The sequence below is a fragment of the Flavobacterium algoriphilum genome (assembly GCF_048158655.1).
Taxonomy (GTDB): domain Bacteria; phylum Bacteroidota; class Bacteroidia; order Flavobacteriales; family Flavobacteriaceae; genus Flavobacterium; species Flavobacterium algoriphilum.
In genome coordinates this window covers 106,802-125,296 of sequence record NZ_JBLNKY010000004.1, presented here as the reverse complement: position 1 = coordinate 125,296, position 18,495 = coordinate 106,802, and the positions used below count along the sequence as shown (strand labels likewise).

Here is an 18,495-nt window from a genome sequence, read left to right as displayed (position 1 = left end):
TCCTTAATTCAACAAGCGTTAATCTTTAATCCTATTTTTTCGGCCCTTTTTAGCATAAAACCATAAGCAGCTTGATACTCATTCGGGATTTCTCCTTCTAATATGGCTTCTTTGATCGCTTCTTTGAGCATTCCAATTTCCTTGGATGGCTTAATATTAAAAATTCCCATAATCTCCTCTCCGGTTATGGGAGGTTGAAAATTACGAACCTTATCGCGTTCCTCTACTTCCACAATTTTCTTTCGAACAATTTCAAAATTATTATGGTATTTTTTGAATTTGCCAGGGTTTTTGGTGGTAATATCCGCTTCACACAATGTCATTAGATTTTCAACATCTTCACCAGCGTCAAAAACCAAACGACGCACTGCAGAATCAGTAACGGTATCTTGCGATAAAACAATCGGGCGCGAACTCATCATAACCATTTTTTGCACAAATTTCATTTTTTGGTTCAAAGGCATATGCAAACGTTCAAAGATTTTCTTCGCCATTTTTCCGCCAAGAAATTCATGTCCATGAAATGTCCAACCTTGTTTTTTGTTAAAACGTTTCGTTGGCGCTTTTCCAATGTCATGTAACAAAGCAGCCCAACGCAACCATACATCATCTGTATTTGGACAGATGTTATCAACTACTTCTAAGGTATGATAGAAGTTGTTTTTGTGCGTGTGGCCTTCAATTTCTTCAACTTGATTTAATTCAGTCAATTCCGGTAGAATGATGTCCAACAGTCCAGTTTTGAACAATAATAAAAATCCGACAGAAGGTTTATCTGTCGAAAGGATTTTATTCAATTCATCCACAATACGTTCTCCGGATATAATCTTAATACGTTCTGCATTTTTTGTAATAGAGTTCAAAGAGTTTTCTTCGATTTCAAAACCCAATTGATTTGCGAAACGAATCCCTCTCAACATTCGCAATGGATCATCAGAAAAAGTGATATCCGGATCCAAAGGTGTTTTGATTGTTTTGGTTTTTAAATCTCCCAGTCCATTAAAAGGATCGGATAATTCGCCAAAATTTGATGTGTTTAATGATAAAGCCAATGCATTTATTGTGAAATCACGTCGGTTTTGATCGTCTTCAAGCGTTCCGTTCTCTACAACAGGATTGCGACTATCTAAATTATAAGATTCCTTTCGGGCACCTACAAATTCAATTTCGGTATCCTCAAAACGCAACATCGCTGTTCCATACGTTTTGAAAACCTGAACTTTTGGTTTTTTTGGAAGTAATTGGGAAACTTTCAAAGCCAATTCGATTCCGCTGCCAACGGCAACAATATCAATATCCTTTTTGAAATCTCTATTCAAAAGTAAATCTCTCACAAAACCACCAATTACATAACTATCCATGTTAAGTTCTTGGGAAGCTTGAGAAACCACTTCGAAAATTTTATTATTTAAGGCTTCTTTGTAGTTCATTCATTTTCTATAACGTAATTATTTACGAATCACTTTTACCTGCGAATCATTCGTCAATTTTATAATTGTTGAAGATTTTGCAGTAATTTTTTCGCGATGCAAATTTACAACATAGTCGACGCCTTTTATAATTTCAGGGCTGATTTCTTTGAAACTTTTTGGAGTAGGTTGTCCAGAAATATTTGCTGAAGTTGAAACCAATGGTTTTTTCATCTTTTCCATTAATTTAAAGCAAAAAGGTTCTTTTACGATACGGATTCCTAAAGTGTTGTCTGGGGCAATTAAATTAGGTGCCACGTTTCTTGGTTTGTCCAAGACTAAAGTCGTTGGGTTTTCAGATAAATCCATGATTTGCCAAGCGACTTCTGGGATATCTTTAAAAACATTGTACATCATTTTTTCGCCATTCATCAAAACAATCATGCTTTGGGTTTCGGCTCTTTGCTTGAGTTTATATATTTTGGCGACAGCCTCAGGATTTGTGGCATCACACCCAATTCCCCAAACGGTATCGGTAGGATAGAGGATTAGGCCACCTTCTTTTATTACTTCGTAGGCATTGTGTATTTCTTCGTTCATTATAATTTTAGGTATTTAAATATAACTTTCTATTTTTGCTAGAAATGATTATTTTACAAAGATAGCAATAATGACAAAAATTAAACGAATAGCAATAATAACTACGCATTCATTTGGGTACATTGACTTTTTAGTTGAAAAGCTTAATCAAGCAGAGAATGTTGATTTGACCTATGTTAATATTGATACCATTCCTTTTTTATATAAAAATATACTTTCTAGAATTTCAAATTTTTTATTAAAATTAATAAGTTTTTCTAGTTTAAAAGAAATAAATAAGACAAATTACATAAAAAAAGCAATTAAAAATGGAGATTTATTTGATCAAATTTTAGTTATCAGACCTGATAAATTGCAACGAAAGGCTTTGTTTATATTGAGGGACAATGCAATTCAAATGAGCTGTTTTTTGTTTGATGGTATTGAAAATTTTAAAGATCAAAAAAAGACATTATCTTTTTTTGATACAGTCTATAGTTATGATAAAATAGATGTTGAAAAGTATAATTTTCAATTTTTGACCAATTACATTTATGATGATTACATTCAAAATAACGACATTCAAAACAAAGTTTTTAATATTTCTTCATTTGATAGAAGATTCCCTTTTTTAGAGAAGGTTGCTAATTATCTATCTAAAAATTCCATTTCTTTTCGGTTTATAGTAAAAAAAGATAAAATATTTGAACATAAAAACATAGAAATTATTAATGAATACTTACCCATTAGTGATGTTAAAAAATTAATAGCTAGTAGTTTAGTTTTGGTTGATATTCAAAAGGAAAATCAATACGGATTGAGCTTTCGTATTTTTGAAGCGTTAGGTTATAGGAAAAAATTAATAACTAATAATCAGGATATTGTTACTTATGATTTTTATAATAAGAATAATATTTTTGTGATTTCTGAAGAAAATTATGAGATACCACTTGATTTTTTTGAAACGGATTATGTCGAAATTGATACTGAAATTATTAATAAATATAAATTAGCAAGCTGGATTTCAGAGGTTTTTAAAGTAAATTTAGAATAAAATGAGCATTAATGAATTAAAAAGCACTTTTTAATTTTTTAAGATCAGGTTTCGACTACATTTACCGTTAAAATAATGTTAAATGAGAGTAATACATTTTACAACTTCAAAAGTTTGGCGAGGTCATGAGCAAATGATAGTAGATATCTATGAATCATTTAGGGATAATAAATTTGTTCAAAATCAATTAATTATATGTACTGGTGATTCACAGATTTTTAGGGTTGCAACTGAAAGAAAACTACAAGTACAAGCAATTGATTTTAAATCGGAATATGACCTCAAATTGGCTAAAAAATTAAAAAAAAATGTAGCTGAATTTGGCGCGGATTTAATAATCATGCATAATAGTAAGGCACATACCATAAGTGTTTTATCGTCTGTTTTTTTTGGATTAAAAGTCCCTTTAATTTTATGTAGAACTTTAATTAAAGATATTGGAACTAATTTTTTTAGAAAATATAAGTACAATTACAATGGTATAAAAAAAATCATTTGTGTATCAGATTCTGTGGTTGAGATACTTAAGCCTTCTATAAAAAATCATGATTCCATGACTGTTATTGGAAGTGTCGTTGATACGGAGAGGTTTCTTAATAATAAAAAAAATGGATTTCTTCACAAAGAATTTAATATACCATTAGATTATAAAATAATTGGAAATATCTCTGCATTTTGTAAGGTCAAAGACCATTATACTTGGGTAAATACCGTCGAAGAATTGTACAAGAGGGGGCTCAAAGCAAAATATATTTTAATAGGTGAGGGGTCTTTAGAAGCAGAGATCAAGAACTATGTTAAATCAAAAGGATTAGAGAATGAGATTATTTTTGCGGGTTTTAGAAATGATATTAATAAATGCCTCCCTGAGTTTGACTTGTTTTTATTTACTTCTTATGCTGAAGCAACAGGTGGGGTTATTTTAGAAAGTTATGCTTGTAAAGTTCCAGTTGTTGCTTCAAAAGCTGGTGGAATTCCAACAGTCTTAATACATAATGAGACAGGTTTATTGGCAGAAGCTGGAAATTCGATTGATTTTGCTAATAAAGTTGAGCTTCTAATTAACGACACTGTTATGCAAGATAAATTTACAAACAATGGCTTTGATTTTTTGATGGCTACTTCTACACGTTTAATAATTGGAACAAAATTTTTAGATGTTTTGAATGAGGCAATTAATACTAATTTGATTTATTAAGTTGAAAAATATTGATACTATGATTTTTATAATAATTATGCTTTTTTTACTAGTAATTGTTTTTTTTATTTTTGTAAACATCCAATTTAAATTGTTTTATTTTCCTTCAAAAAAAGTTAGAATTTTAGAATACCATTCTATTTCTACAAATGGTTTTGAAGATCAGATTACAATTAGTAAAGAGAAGATAATCGAACAATTTGAATATTTAAAAAATAATAATTATAAGACTCTTTGGATGTCAGACCTTGATGACTTACAAAATAAAAAGCAGGATTTGGCCCCAAAAAGTGTTGTTCTTACGTTTGACGATGGTTTTTTAGATAATTATTCAGTGTTATTTCCTTTGTTAAAACAATACAATTTTAAAGCAGTTTGCTTTATGGTTTTGGGTAGAATAGGGCAAGATGTGGACTGGAATGGACAATATGTTAATGAGAATATGAAGTTGATGAATAAGCAACAATTAGTGGAAATAGGTTCTCATATTGAGTTAGGGTACCATACTTATAAACATGATAATTATGCTGATTTAACTTTGGATGAAATTGAAAAAGATCTTCAGCAATGTCAAGAAATAGTAAAAAAAGAAAATTTAAATGTTTTTCCTGCATTGGCATATACTTATGGTGGATATTATAGAAAAAAAGGAGTTAATCAAAAGCTGTTTTTTGATGTATTGAAAAAATCGGGTATAAAATATGCGCTTCGTATAGGAAATAGAATTAATGTTTTTCCTTTGAAAAACAGTTATGAAGTTCAACGTATTGATATTAGAGGTACAGATTCTATGAAAGATTTTAAAAAGAAAGTGATTTTTGGACGAAAAAAATTATTTTAGAACACTTAATTAAATAGTTTATTGTCGCGCTAAAAATTAACTTTTAAACACTATTTTTAAAAAAGACATTTCTGATACACTTTCAAATAGTCAGCCGCTGCATCTTTCCAATTGAAACTTAAAGCCCTTTGTTTCATAAGTAATTGCATTTCGTTTTGATTATTATAGAAATGATTTAGACCATCCATCAGAATTTTTTTCATGTATTCAGGATCAAAATTATCCCAATAATAAGCATGTTCTCCGCCTATTTCAGGCAAAGAAGTTTTATTGGATAAGAATACAGGTTTGCCAAAATGCATAGCCTCCAGGGGCGGTAATCCAAAACCTTCACGAATAGAGGGGAAAAGAAAAGCATGGCATTTTGATAAATAAAATTGTTTAGCTACATCATCCACTTTTCCAGTTAGAAAAACTCGATTTTGCAGGTTGTTTTCTATAATGAATTTTGCTATTTCAATCCCATACGATTTATCGTTATTCCCGGATATAATTAAATTGAAATCAGTAATGTGAACCATCATTTTTACTATGGATAGGAAATTTTTTCTTACCAGAAAGTCACCTATAGAATACAGGAAAGGCTTATCAATTGAAATATCTGAGATAAAATTAGATGTATCGAGTAGGGCTGTAATAGGATTTCCATTATGAATTACATATTCAGGAACATTTGGAACTTTAAAATAGTGATGTGTTTGTTTTTTTGCAAATTCCGAAACATAAGTAATTGCTGTAGATTTTTCTAGCTTTGCAAGAAAAAGTTTGTTTACTTTATGATTCAAGTCAGATGAAATTTCTTCTACAAAATTCACATCATGTATTGTTAGTAAATATTTATTCACATGAAAAGGTTCCACTTTTGTGTTCTGATTTACGGAGTGCCATAAGTCATGCTTTTTTCGAGTTCTAAAAACACTCCATCGGGATAAATCATTGTATTTGTTGTAGTTGAATTTACTGCCAAATTCTGCCTTCAGAAGTTCTGGATTTTTGGTATTTAATATTAATTCTAAATTATTAAAGTTTAATTGGTACAAACCTTTAATTAACTCATAATTAAAAGTTCCTAATCCAGTGGCTTTATTCTTAAGATTATGCGTTTCTAGTAAAACAGTTTTTATCATCGATCTTTACTTTGGATGTTTTAGAAAAACGGCTCTAAAACGTAAATATTGTTTATAGATTTCTCAAGAGTGATAGCGTTTTTTTTTAATACACTCATTCTTTTAGACTTTAATAAATCTAAAAGGTTTAATTTATTTTAAAGGATTATTTCTAAATTTATAGTGTGTTGTTTTCTATAAAATTAATTAATAAGTCTGTTTTTTATAAAATTAAAAAAGCATTTAACTATTTTTGTTTATTAAAAATATTCTAGCCAATTATTCATGTCACTATTTATAAATACTACATTCATTTCTAAAGAAAAAGAATTGAAAGATTACATAACCAAATTTAATTCGACAGGGATTCTTTTCGGTGATGGCAAAAGAAATGTAATTAAATTATTTAAATTAGAGGAAGTTGCTATAAATGTTAAATCCTTTAAGATTCCACATTTAATTAATAAGGTAGCTTATAAATATTTCAGAAAATCTAAAGCCAGACGTTCTTACGAATATGCTAACCGTTTACTGGAAAGTGGAATAGGAACTCCAAAACCTATTGCATACTATGAAAATTTCTCGGTATTAGGATTACAAGAAAGTTTTTATATTAGTGAACATCTTCAAGCTGAGTTGACTTTTAGGGAATTGGTGCTAAAGCCAGATTATCCGGATCATGAAAATATATTGAGACAATTTACAAAGTTTACTTTCGATTTACATGAAAAAGGTGTCGAATTTCTAGACCACTCTCCAGGAAATACTTTGATTAAAAAAGGTTCTCAAAATCAGTATGAATTTTTCTTGGTAGATTTAAACCGTATGAATTTTCATGAAGTTATAGATTTTGATTCTCGCATGAAAAATTTTCACAGGCTTACACCAAAAACAGAAATGTTGGCCGTAATGAGTGATGAATATGCTAAACTTTACCATAAAGAATATGATGAAGTTTTTAGTAAAATGTGTTTTTATACTGATGATTTTCAAGTGAAACTTCAAAAAAAAATCGGCCGGAAAAAGAAATTGTTATTTTGGAGATAGAGATTGTTTTTTATTCCAAAGTTGTTCAAGTTCTTTATATCTAATATGAATGCAATAGGCATTTAGATAACAAATAAACACTCCTTTTTTTCCATCAAGAAAACCCAAACGTATTATAAAATTGTATAAAAAATTATAAGTTGGATGAAGAAGATGAAGTAAATAGAAACCTTTTTGTCTCTTGTTAAACTTTTCTTGCGCTTTTAGCTTTCCATAACGAATTATTTTTGATTTATAGAATTCATAATTGGTATAGGAATAATGAATGAGTTTATTTTTAAGGATGCCAATTTTTCCATCTACTTTTAATTTTTCATGAATCAGTCTGTCTGATGTATATTCAGCATGCTTTTTATGGAAAAGCCTAAATATTTTATCATTTTGATTTCCGCTGAAATGCAATACTTTGTTCTCAAACATAAAAGTTCTCCGAAATAGAAAAGCAGCGTATGTTTCGTTATTTTTTAAGGTAACTAAAATTTCATTTTTTAATTCAGAAGTCAATCTTTCATCCGCATCCAGAAATAAAATCCAATCATTTTTTGCATGTGAAACAGCAAAATTTCTTTGAGAAGAATAATTTTCAAACCTGTTTTGTATGAATTTTACGTTTTTAAATGATCTACAAATAACTTCAGTAGTATCGGTACTGAATGAATCTACAACAATAATTTCGTCAGCAAAATCCAAATCAGCTAAAAGTGCTGTCATTTGTTTTTCCTCGTTTAATGTAATTATTAAAACTGAAATGTTAGTATTGTGATTGTATTTCATTAATATTTGGCTGTTTACAATAATAAAACATTATTTTAAATGTGTTTCCAAGAAAGTATTTAAAGCAGGGAAAATCAACTCGGGAGTAAATTCCTTATAAAATAAAACGGTTTCTTTTTTTACTGTTTTAGCTGTTTTTTCTTCAAATAAGGTCGGTTTGAACTCTTTTAAATGAAGCGAAACATGATTAATTCCATCTTCAAATGTAGCCCATCCTTTTTTATCAATCCAAGGCGAAAATATAATGAATGAGGGTTTTTCTAATGCTTTTGCCATATTTATAGCCCCTCCATCGTTGCCAATTATCATATCACAATGATTCATTATGGCAATAAATTCACGGATATTTTTTCCTAAAACGGAGAAGTAAATTTTCTGTTTAGTGCTTTCTTTACAGCCATTGTAAATCGTTTTCGCATCTTCCATTTGCTTTGGAAAATAATTAAAAAGAATATTCACCTCACCTTTATCTGCTATGAAATCTACTAATTGCGACATGTAGTCTAGCGGATAGGTTTTGTCAGGACTGCTTCCAATTATGCTGACCATAATTGTTTTTTTGGATTGGTCTATACCGTGAGATTCATAAAGAGAAGTAGCGAAATCATTCTCTTTTTTTGTGACATAAATTTTGGGAAATGTTTCTAATTCAATATCCAGATGCAAAGGATTTAGCAATGCTAATCGCTGTTCAATTATTAAACCTAAATTGGTATTGGTCGTTTTTTTTCTAATCACCGTATCCGTATAAAGAAAGTCTCTTCCTTTTTTCCAATACGATATTTTTTGTTTTGCACCCGAAAATAATACGACAAGCCAGCTTTCTAATTTGGAGTACGCATCAATAACAATGTCATATTTTTCAGCTCGAATGGATTTCAATAATTTAAAATAGTCCCATTTACTTTTTTGATGCTTTTCCTTGAAAATGATGAGATTATCGAAACTGGTGTTTCCCTGTAAAACAGCAATTGTAGATTCGTAAACCATATAATCAATTTGTGCTTTTGGATAGGCTTTACGCAAATTGTCGCATAATATCGAGCTTACTAAAACATCTCCAATCATTTTTTGTTGAATTACTAGTATTTTCATTCGAAGTAAATTTGAAAAAATTATGCTTTTGTTTTCAAGTAATTCGTTGCACGAGGACTAATCCAGGTTTGTTTTAGGAGTGCGTTTAAATAGTAAACGAATAGGTTTTTAAGCATCAATCGATTCACTTTCAATTTTGGAATAAAAAATAAAAATAAGCTTAAAAGCGACAAAATTATTTTCTCACTAACTATTCCTAAAATCAATACACTATGCAAATACAGTTGTATTCCTGTTGAAAATTGATTGCTGATGTAAACGTGTTTAGAAATAATGACTTCGGTTTTTGTAAGTGCTTTTGTCTTTACGTTTAATCGGGATGCACCACCATGTTGATGAAAAATAGTAGCTTTTCTAGTTACGGCAACTTTTCCTTCATTATCAAAAATCTTTTTACAAAGATCAACATCTTCAAAATACAACCAGTAATCTTCATTCCAGCCTTTAATTTTGTTAAACCATCCTCGACTTATATAAATGACCGCTCCGGTAACCCAATCTGGGTAAAACAAGTCATTGTTGTTGTTAAAACGGTTTTCCAGTTTTACCTTATTCAGCTTTCTAAAAAGAGATCTTGAGATTCCGAAAAATCGTCCCAAAGCCGGAAATAAATTATTCTGTTTGTAAAAAACAGCGTTTTCATTTATTTGTAAACAAGACAAAATTCCAATTTCAGGATGTGAAATAGCCGTTTCTAAAAGAGTTTCAAGGGCTTCAAGAGTAAGTTTTGTATCTGGATTTAAAAAAAGGAAATGGTTTCCCGTAGCAATGCTTGCACCAAAGTTGCAACCATTTGAGAAACCATTATTACCAGTATTTTCTATAAATGTAAACTTGGAATATTTTTGTTTAAAAATGATGAATTGTCCGTCATTAGAAAAATTATCAACAATGATAACTTCGAATGCCAATGTTTTCGAAATAATTGTTTCAATAGATTCTAAACATTCGTCTAAGGCTTTCCAACCACGGTAATTGACAATAATTATTGAAATATCCAATAGGTCTTTTTATAAAGAGTTTTATACGAAAACGGATTAAACCGCTACATCATATTCACGTAAAGCATTGTTCAATGATGTTTTTAAATCAGTTGAAGGTTTACGGGTTCCAATGATTAAAGCGCAAGGGACTTGGAACTCACCAGCAGCGAATTTTTTAGTATAACTTCCAGGAATTACTACGGAACGAGCAGGGACATAACCTTTCATTTCAACTGGAGTATCTCCTGTAACATCAATAATTTTTGTAGAGGCAGTCAAGCAAACATTGGCACCAAGTACAGCTTCTTTCCCAACATGTACCCCTTCTACAACAATACAACGAGAACCAATAAAAGCTCCGTCTTCAATAATTACGGGAGCTGCTTGTAATGGTTCAAGAACACCACCGATACCAACACCACCGCTTAAGTGTACGTTTTTACCAATTTGAGCACAACTTCCTACGGTTGCCCATGTGTCTACCATAGTTCCTTCGTCTACATAAGCACCAATATTTACATAACTTGGCATCAAGATAACACCGCTTGAAATGTAAGCACCGTAACGTGCTACCGCGTTAGGAACTACGCGAATCCCTTTTTCGGCATATCCTCTTTTCAATAACATTTTGTCATGGTATTCGAAAATTCCAGATTCCCATGTTTCCATTTTTTGAATAGGGAAGTACATTACTACCGCTTTCTTTACCCATTCGTTTACTTGCCATCCTTCACCAACTGGTTCGGCAACACGTAATTTTCCAGTGTCTAATAATTCAATAACTGCTCTGATAGCATCAGTTGTTGTCGTTTCTTGTAACAAAGCACGGTTTTCCCAAGCTTGCTCTATAATAGTTTGTAATGGATTCATTTTAATTAAATTTTTGACAAAGATATGTTTTTTAGCCAAAAGCCAAAAGGCAAATTGAGGTGAAAATGTTACAGATTTAACTTGTTTTGTATTTAATGTTTTTTAAATGTTGTAAATTTGATAAATAAATGAAAATCTTTAGAATATGAAAGATAATTTCTCCAAACAAGCTTCGGGATATTCAAAATTTAGACCGCAATATCCAGATAAATTGATTGATTATTTAATTTCATTTGTGAAAAAAAAATCGGTTGCGCTTGATATTGCAACCGGAAATGGGCAAGTGGCACAGAAACTTTCTCGCTCTTTTGAAACTGTTTATGCAATTGATATTAGTCAGAATCAACTTGATAATGCGATTCCTTCGGATAATATAATTTATAAAGTAGCTGCTGCTGAAAACACCTTTTTTAAAAATCAAGAATTTGACTTGATAACTGTAGCGCAAGCAGTACATTGGTTTAACTTTGATTCGTTTTATAAAGAAATCTGTAGAATTTTAAAACCGGACGGAATCTTTGCCGTTTTAGGATATGGATTATTTTCTACAAATACAGATTCGGATAAAATACTACTAAATTTTTATCACAATATAATAGGACCCTATTGGGATGCCGAACGAAAATACTTAGATGAAAATTACAAAACGATTCCATTTCCATTTGATGAAATTGTTGCGGAACCTTTTGTAAATCATTTTACATGGACCTTTGATGAACTCATTGGATACCTGGAAACTTGGTCAGCGACACAACATTATATTTTAAAAAACAATAAAAATCCTTTGGACTTGATTTATGGGGAATTAAAAATTTCTTGGCAAAAAAATGATAAGAAAGTGACATTTCCATTGTTGCTAAGAATTGGGAAATTAAAATAGTTACCTTTGAAAAAAATAAACAAATGCCAAGAATACTTTCCATAGATTACGGACAGAAACGAACAGGAATAGCCGTTACCGATGAAATGCAAATTATTGCTTCGGGTTTAACTACCATTCCATCTGCAACTGCAATTGCTTTTTTGAAGGATTATTTTTCCAAAGAAAAAGTAGAAGTTGTACTTATTGGAGAACCCAAACAAATGAATGGTGAACCCTCAGAAAGTGCTTCTATCATTAAGGGATTTGTAACGCATTTCACGAATCATTTTCCAGATATGAAAGTCATTCGGGTGGATGAACGGTTTACATCAAAAATGGCTTTCCAAACGATGATAGATAGCGGTCTTAATAAGAAGCAACGTCAAAATAAAGCACTGATTGATGAGATTTCGGCAACGATAATGCTTCAGGATTATTTGACTCGAAAAATATTTTAAAATTGTTATTTCTAAGACATTAAAATACCTTCAATATTTTGGTGATTTCCTACTTTTTAATAATAATTTGTTATAAATTTTATGGTTATATAAAGTATCTTTGCGCTTTAAAATTTTGTTATGCCTGATACAACCATTCGTTCAAATAGTGATGTAGTTCTTATAGGAGCTGGAATAATGAGCGCCACACTTGGCTTAATCCTAAAAGAATTACAACCAGATATAAAAATTGAAATTTACGAAAGATTAGATATTGCTGCTGCCGAAAGTTCTGACGCATGGAATAATGCCGGAACGGGTCATTCTGCTTTTTGTGAGCTTAATTATACTCCTGAAAGTGAAGATGGAAGTGTTAGTCCTAAAAAAGCAATTAGTATTGCGGAATCTTTCGAAGTTTCTCGTCAGTTTTGGGCTTATTTAGTCCAACAGAAAAAAGTTACATCTCCTGAAAATTTTATAAAAAGCATTCCACACATGAGTTTTGTTTGGGGTGATAAAAATGTGGAGTATCTAAAAAAAAGATATGAAGCTTTACAGGCTAATCCGCTTTTTAAAGAAATGCTTTTTAGTACTGATTTTTCCAAGTTAAAGGAATGGATGCCTTTGGTTATGGAAGGCAGAAATGAATCTGAGAAAGTTGCTGCAACTTCGATGGCAATTGGAACGGATGTGAATTTTGGAGAATTAACCAGAAGCATGTTCCGTTATCTGACTCAATTGGATGGTGTTACGATGTATTTTCATCATGAAGTTCAAAAATTGAAACAACGTGAGGATAAATCTTGGAGAATAAAAATTACAGATTTGGCTACAGGCCAAAAAAGAAAAGCATATCCCAAATTTGTTTTCATTGGTGCTGGTGGTGGTTCCTTGCCGTTATTAGAAAAAGCAGATGTTCCTGAAGGAAAAGGCTATGGTGGTTTCCCTGTAAGCGGCCAGTGGTTAAAATGCACCAATCCAGAGGTAATTGCAAAACATCAGGCCAAGGTATACGGTAAAGCCAGTGTGGGCGCACCACCTATGTCTGTACCGCATATTGATTCCCGAATGATAAATGGAGAAAAAGCACTGCTTTTTGGACCTTTTGCAGGTTTTTCTACTCGATTTTTAAAAAATGGATCCTATTCGGATTTGCCTTTATCGATAAAACCAGATAATATCATTCCTATGATTGCTGCTGGTATTAAGAATATTCCACTTACAAAATATTTGATTGAGCAAGTACGTCAATCACCTAAAGATAGAATTAATGCGTTAAGAGAATATGTTCCTGGAGCAAGATCTAAAGACTGGAAATTAGAAAGAGCAGGACAACGTGTACAAGTTATCAAGAAAGACGAAAAAGAAGGTGGAATATTAGAATTTGGTACAGAAGTAATCACAACTGCCGATGGTTCATTAGCTGTTTTACTTGGAGCTTCTCCAGGAGCTTCAACTGCAGTTTCGATTATGATTGATTTAATAGGTAGATGTTTCAAAGAACAAATTGGAACACCGGAATGGCAGGAAAAATTAAAAAGAATGATTCCTTCTTATGGACAGGATTTGAATACGAATCCAACGTTATTAGAGGAAATCAGAAAAGATACTGCTGAAATTCTAAAACTGAATAATTAGACCTTTACAATAAAATAAAAAGCGCTGGTTTTTAGATGTTCAATCTAATTCCAGCGCTTTTTTATTTTAGGATTCTATTAGCTCTTTTGTTGTCTTTACAATATTTTTGGATAAATTAGTTAACCAGAGCAGCTGTTCTATAACCAATTGTGCTTCTTGCATTTTTAATTGAAATGCTTCCTCATCGATAGGAATGCCTTCTTTTAATTCTTTTTCTCGAATGTTTTTTAACTCTGTAAAACGCATTGCTAAATCTTCTTTTGGCAGATTTTCTTTTATATCTAAATCATTTTCTTTCAAAAGCGCGATGGCGTTATCCAGATTTTTAATGACGGTATCGACAACAACATTAAATGCCTCAGAAGCTGATGTTGTTTTGTGAGACTGTATGTAAGTTCCGAGTGATGCTGAAGATGACAGTAGGGAATGATTGAGTATGGCCAGTTTATATACTTGTGGCAGTTGTTTTTGTTTGGATTTGGGTTCTTGAACCATTCTTTGAAAAGAAGCCATTAAATTTCCTATTTCGATAAAAGCATTCTTTCTGGCTAATCGGTATGCGGTAGAAATTGTTCCTTTTTCGTTATAAAAAATAGAAATTTCCTTCAGGTAATTTTGATTTGCCTTAATAGATTTTTCCAAATGAATGGGAATGTTTAAAAATTCCCAGGAAGGCCATAAAAAGTGATTGGCAAGAAATGCCAAAGCGGCTCCAACTATAGTATCAAGAATTCTATATTGAATTACTTCATTAATATTGGGAGTTAATATTCCGTAAATAAAAACAATATACATCGTCACAAATGTTGCACTGACTTTATAATTTGTTTGCGTAAAAGAGAATCCTAAAAGCATACAAATAATTGAAAGAATGCTGATTATGATGCTATTATTTGTAAACGTAAGGACCCCAAATGCAATTAATCCGCCTATAACAGTACCTAAAATGCGATGAAAAGAGCGTTGTTTTGTCAATCCATATCCAGGTCGCATGATTACGATGATAGTTAATAAAATCCAATATACGTTGTGAAAAGGCAGTACATTACCAATGATAAAAGCAATCAGAATGGTTAAGGTTAATCGTAATGAATGCCTGAAAATTGTGGAAGCGAAACTGAAATTTTCAATCAGAGTACTCAAAGGATAATATTGTGGCGTCAAAAATTTTTCTAAGTCTTTATCTTTTCCTTTAAAATCCAATGAATTGATGGCTAGAGTAAAAGTATGTTCTACAATTTTTATTTTTTCGACTTGCTTTTCGGCATATTGAAGCATGGTAGTGAGCATAAAAACACCTTCGGAAGCAGCAATTTTTCCTAAATCATTTTCGTATGTAGTGATTGCAAATTGTAAGGCGTTTAAATCTCCATGTAAATTATGTTTAGAAATATATTTGGTCCGGTTCTGTACACTTTTATATACTTGTTTTAAACTTGCCGCAAGATTGTAAGCTAAGCTTTGATAAGTTAGTAACACCTTTGGATGATCGTCAAATTTTTGATGTAGCTTCTCATGGTCGAATGACGTGGATAAGGCAAGTTCCAAAATTTCGATCAAAGAAATAAAAACAATAAGCATTTTTCGGTTTTGATTAGAAGAACCAGAATTAGTATGACTGCTAATAAGCACTTCTCTTATGTTTTCTCGAATGATATTGAGCTCTACCTGAAGATGTAATTGTTTTTCAATAATTGCTTTTCTGTCAGCATCAACTGTCCATAAATCACCTCTTAGTTTTAAATACTTTGCCGTAAGTTTTATACACTCGGCAATTTGTAATTCGATGTAACGATGAGGGCTTAGATAATGAAAAATAAGTGAGATTAGGAGGTAAAACAAACCTCCGGCCAGAATTAATCCTGAATATTCAATCATTTCCCAGCCGGAATGTAAATGTGCAAATGCCAATGAAACGGCAAGTAGTGCTGAGAAAGAAACCGCCGTAGCCCTTTTTTCATAGACAGAAAGCATAGATAACAAGAAAATCAACAGGGCTAAAAATGGATAAAAGATCCAAGAATAGGGATGCAGAATATTCACTAACAAATTGAGAACGGCAACTAGAAAAGCGGTAACCAGAACACCATTAATTTTATGTTTTAAGCTACTTGGAATGTCGCTTGGGTAGGTAAAAAAAGCTCCTAGCGCTATTGTAAATCCCATTTCAAAATCCCCAAGAAAAGAAAACAACAAAACAGGTATAACGGCTGCCATTGTTACTTTTAATGCATTATTGAAATAGGTGGTGTCGGTAAATTTTCGAATTCTGTAAATCATATAGTTTTATTACAAACAAAGGTAAGAATTGTACGAATTATACAAAGGATAAAGAGATGCGTTTTGGACTTAATTGTAAAAAAATACTAATTATCAATTCAGGATTAATCATTGTCTATTTTTTTACTATTTTTGCACACTGAATTAAATAGAAGCATATTTAGTTTTAGTAGATAATACTTAATACAACAAGAATGATTTTACCAATTATAGGATATGGTGATCCAGTTTTAAGGAAAGTAGGAGCAGTTCTTTCACCGGAACATCCAAACTTGAAAGAAATAATTGCCAATATGTACGAAACGATGTATAATGCCTATGGTGTGGGACTTGCTGCACCACAAGTAGGATTAGCAGTTCGTTTATTTGTAATCGATACGACTCCTTTTAGTGAAGATGAAGATTTAGAAGATTCTAAACAAAAAGAATTGAAAGGATTCAAAAAAACTTTTATTAATGCAAAAATGATAAAAGAAGAAGGGCCAGAATGGAGTTTCAATGAAGGATGTTTGAGTATTCCAGATGTTCGTGAAGACGTGTATCGCAATCCAACTATAACTATTGAGTATTGCGAAGAGGATTTTGTAATGAAAACCGAAGTTTTCGAGGGATTAATTGCCAGAGTAATTCAACATGAATACGATCATATTGAAGGGATTTTGTTTACGGATAAAATTTCGACATTAAAAAAACGGTTGATTCAAAAGAAACTGAAAAACATCTTGGAAGGCAAAACATTCCAAGACTACCGAATGAAATTTTTCGCCAAAAAAGGAAGGTAAATTTTATTTATACTTTTATGTTGGTATGGTTCTTGGTTTTAAAAGAAAAAATAAATAAGTCAAATTCTTAATAAATAATTTACAAAAAAAATGAATTTAGAAAAAATATTATCCATTTCCGGGAAACCGGGTTTATACATTTTGAGAGTACAAACACGCACTGGGTTTGTTGCAGAATCATTAGTGGACGGAAAAAAAATCACAGTGAATTTAAAAAGTAATGTGAGTTTATTATCGGAGATTTCAGTTTATACCTATGAAGGCGAAAAACCATTAGCAGAAATCATGCAAAAAATTGCTGATAAAGAAAATAAAGGTACAGCGATTTCTCATAAAGAAGATAATGCTACATTAACAACTTATTTCAAAGAAATTCTACCTGATTATGATGAAGAAAGAGTTTATCCATCTGATATCAAGAAAATTTTAAATTGGTATAATATGCTTCAGGCAAAAGGGTTGGTTACAGATGAAGTAGCCGTTGTAACAGAAGAAACACCAGCTACTGAAGAACTTGTTGCTGTTATTACTGAAGAGAAAGAAGTAAAAGCTCCAGCAAAAGCTACAAAAGAGTAGTTTCTATTTAATATACTATTTAATCCTGTTCAGCTATTTTCCTGAACAGGATTTTTTATTTTTACAAAAATAATTTCTTATGAATTCAAGACTAAACCAACTGCAAGCTTTCGAAAGATTATTAGACATTATGGATGATTTGCGCGAAAAATGTCCTTGGGACAAAAAGCAAACCATGCAAACTTTACGGCATCTTACTATAGAAGAGACTTATGAATTAGGCGATGCTATTTTAGATAATGATTTGACCGAAGTCAAAAAAGAATTAGGGGATTTGTTATTGCATATTGTTTTCTATGCCAAAATAGGAAGCGAAACCAATGCTTTTGACATGGCAGATGTATGCAATGAAATTTGTGAAAAGTTAATTCACCGTCATCCTCATATTTACAGTGATGTTGTTGTGAAAGACGAAGAAGAGGTGAAGCAAAACTGGGAAAAATTGAAACTAAGAGAAGGTAAAAAATCAGTTTTAGAGGGTGTACCCAAAAGTTTACCCGCATTAGTAAAAGCCAGTAGAATTCAAGATAAAGTGAAAGGGGTAGGATTTGATTGGGAAGAATCGCATCAGGTTTGGGATAAAGTTCAGGAAGAATTAGAAGAGTTGCAAATTGAGGTTCAATCTGGCGATCAGGATAAAATAGAAGCTGAGTTTGGAGATGTTTTATTTTCAATGATAAATTATGCACGGTTCTTAAATGTAAATCCCGAAGATGCTTTGGAACGAACCAATAAAAAATTCATTAAGCGCTTTCAATATTTAGAAAGTAAAGCGGGTGAATTAGGAAAACCATTGATGGATATGACACTTGCAGAAATGGATGTTTTTTGGGAAGAAGCGAAGCGTCTTCCTAAATAAAATGATTTCAGTAATAAAAGGGTCACCACTCTTCAATATTTAAAATGAAGATTCTCATATAAAATAGGCAAAAAAAATGTCTTTTTATAAACAGTCTCTTTTAGT

Annotated in this window: 18 protein-coding genes; 10 read left to right on the top strand and 8 right to left on the bottom strand. The window is 31.4% G+C overall.

The features are described 5' to 3' along the window. Nucleotides 1–8: 8 nt before the first annotated feature. Both ACM55G_RS08960 and ACM55G_RS08955 read right to left on the bottom strand, forming a co-directional pair. Complete coding sequence (locus ACM55G_RS08960; RefSeq protein ID WP_416843570.1) at nt 9–1,430, bottom strand: CCA tRNA nucleotidyltransferase; 1,422 nt, start codon at nt 1,428–1,430, stop codon at nt 9–11. Nucleotides 1,431–1,448: 18 nt separating this feature from the next. Beyond that, nucleotides 1,449–2,009, bottom strand: coding sequence for an L-threonylcarbamoyladenylate synthase (locus ACM55G_RS08955; protein WP_416843569.1), 561 nt, complete (start codon nt 2,007–2,009; stop codon nt 1,449–1,451). Between the two features lie 70 nt (nt 2,010–2,079). On the opposite strand from ACM55G_RS08955, the gene ACM55G_RS08950 reads away from it, so the two are divergent. From ACM55G_RS08950 to ACM55G_RS08940, 3 genes are all read left to right on the top strand, one after another. Next, nucleotides 2,080–3,042, top strand: a complete 963-nt coding sequence (locus tag ACM55G_RS08950) for a WaaS/CpsH family glycosyltransferase (RefSeq protein WP_416843568.1) — start codon at nt 2,080–2,082, stop codon at nt 3,040–3,042. An 82-nt stretch (nt 3,043–3,124) separates the two neighbouring features. Continuing rightward, complete coding sequence (locus tag ACM55G_RS08945) at nt 3,125–4,240, top strand: glycosyltransferase (RefSeq protein ID WP_416843567.1); 1,116 nt, start codon at nt 3,125–3,127, stop codon at nt 4,238–4,240. Nucleotides 4,241–4,259: 19 nt separating this feature from the next. Next, a complete protein-coding gene (locus ACM55G_RS08940; RefSeq protein WP_416843566.1) occupies nt 4,260–5,081 on the top strand; it encodes a polysaccharide deacetylase family protein in 822 nt (273 codons plus the stop codon). Between the two features lie 56 nt (nt 5,082–5,137). Here the strand turns inward: ACM55G_RS08940 and ACM55G_RS08935 are convergent, their stop codons facing one another. Further along, nucleotides 5,138–6,208, bottom strand: a complete 1,071-nt coding sequence (locus ACM55G_RS08935; RefSeq protein WP_416843565.1) for a glycosyltransferase family 4 protein — start codon at nt 6,206–6,208, stop codon at nt 5,138–5,140. A gap of 264 nt (nt 6,209–6,472) precedes the next feature. Between ACM55G_RS08935 and ACM55G_RS08930 the strand changes: the two genes are divergently transcribed. Then, nucleotides 6,473–7,234, top strand: coding sequence for a lipopolysaccharide kinase InaA family protein (locus ACM55G_RS08930; RefSeq protein ID WP_416843564.1), 762 nt, complete (start codon nt 6,473–6,475; stop codon nt 7,232–7,234). Here the strand turns inward: ACM55G_RS08930 and ACM55G_RS08925 are convergent. Genes ACM55G_RS08925 through ACM55G_RS08910 form a run of 4 tightly spaced genes read right to left on the bottom strand, consistent with a single transcriptional unit; the run spans nt 7,220 to nt 10,956 of the window. Further along, nucleotides 7,220–8,008, bottom strand: coding sequence for a glycosyltransferase family 2 protein (locus tag ACM55G_RS08925; protein WP_416843563.1), 789 nt, complete (start codon nt 8,006–8,008; stop codon nt 7,220–7,222). The two genes, ACM55G_RS08930 and ACM55G_RS08925, sit on opposite strands and share 15 nt — an antisense overlap. A gap of 30 nt (nt 8,009–8,038) precedes the next feature. Beyond that, complete coding sequence (locus tag ACM55G_RS08920) at nt 8,039–9,103, bottom strand: glycosyltransferase family 9 protein (RefSeq protein ID WP_416843562.1); 1,065 nt, start codon at nt 9,101–9,103, stop codon at nt 8,039–8,041. A gap of 20 nt (nt 9,104–9,123) precedes the next feature. Beyond that, entirely contained in the window at nt 9,124–10,104 is a 981-nt protein-coding gene (locus ACM55G_RS08915; RefSeq protein WP_416843561.1) for a glycosyltransferase, read from the bottom strand. A gap of 36 nt (nt 10,105–10,140) precedes the next feature. Next, entirely contained in the window at nt 10,141–10,956 is an 816-nt protein-coding gene (locus tag ACM55G_RS08910) for a 2,3,4,5-tetrahydropyridine-2,6-dicarboxylate N-succinyltransferase (RefSeq protein WP_416843560.1), read from the bottom strand. 145 nt (nt 10,957–11,101) lie between these two features. On the opposite strand from ACM55G_RS08910, the gene ACM55G_RS08905 reads away from it, so the two are divergent. The 3 genes from ACM55G_RS08905 to ACM55G_RS08895 all read left to right on the top strand — a co-directional run bounded on the left by ACM55G_RS08905 (nt 11,102) and on the right by ACM55G_RS08895 (nt 13,893). Further along, nucleotides 11,102–11,836, top strand: a complete 735-nt coding sequence (locus ACM55G_RS08905; RefSeq protein WP_416843559.1) for a class I SAM-dependent methyltransferase — start codon at nt 11,102–11,104, stop codon at nt 11,834–11,836. Between the two features lie 23 nt (nt 11,837–11,859). Beyond that, nucleotides 11,860–12,276, top strand: a complete 417-nt coding sequence (gene ruvX, locus ACM55G_RS08900; RefSeq protein WP_416843558.1) for a Holliday junction resolvase RuvX — start codon at nt 11,860–11,862, stop codon at nt 12,274–12,276. 120 nt (nt 12,277–12,396) lie between these two features. Further along, complete coding sequence (locus ACM55G_RS08895; protein WP_416843557.1) at nt 12,397–13,893, top strand: malate:quinone oxidoreductase; 1,497 nt, start codon at nt 12,397–12,399, stop codon at nt 13,891–13,893. Nucleotides 13,894–13,959: 66 nt separating this feature from the next. Here ACM55G_RS08895 and ACM55G_RS08890 read toward each other — a convergent pair whose 3' ends face one another. Next, nucleotides 13,960–16,173, bottom strand: coding sequence for an FUSC family protein (locus ACM55G_RS08890; protein WP_416843556.1), 2,214 nt, complete (start codon nt 16,171–16,173; stop codon nt 13,960–13,962). 194 nt (nt 16,174–16,367) lie between these two features. Here ACM55G_RS08890 and def point away from each other — a divergent pair, with 194 nt between their 5' ends. The 3 genes from def (at nt 16,368) to mazG (ending at nt 18,390) form a co-directional block, all read left to right on the top strand. After that, nucleotides 16,368–16,955, top strand: coding sequence for a peptide deformylase (def, locus tag ACM55G_RS08885; protein ID WP_416843555.1), 588 nt, complete (start codon nt 16,368–16,370; stop codon nt 16,953–16,955). Between the two features lie 90 nt (nt 16,956–17,045). Next, on the top strand, nt 17,046–17,531 hold the full coding sequence (locus ACM55G_RS08880; protein WP_416843554.1) for a DUF5606 family protein: 486 nt from the start codon (nt 17,046–17,048) through the stop codon (nt 17,529–17,531). Between the two features lie 79 nt (nt 17,532–17,610). Further along, complete coding sequence (gene mazG / locus ACM55G_RS08875) at nt 17,611–18,390, top strand: nucleoside triphosphate pyrophosphohydrolase (protein WP_416843553.1); 780 nt, start codon at nt 17,611–17,613, stop codon at nt 18,388–18,390. Nucleotides 18,391–18,495 lie beyond the last annotated feature (105 nt).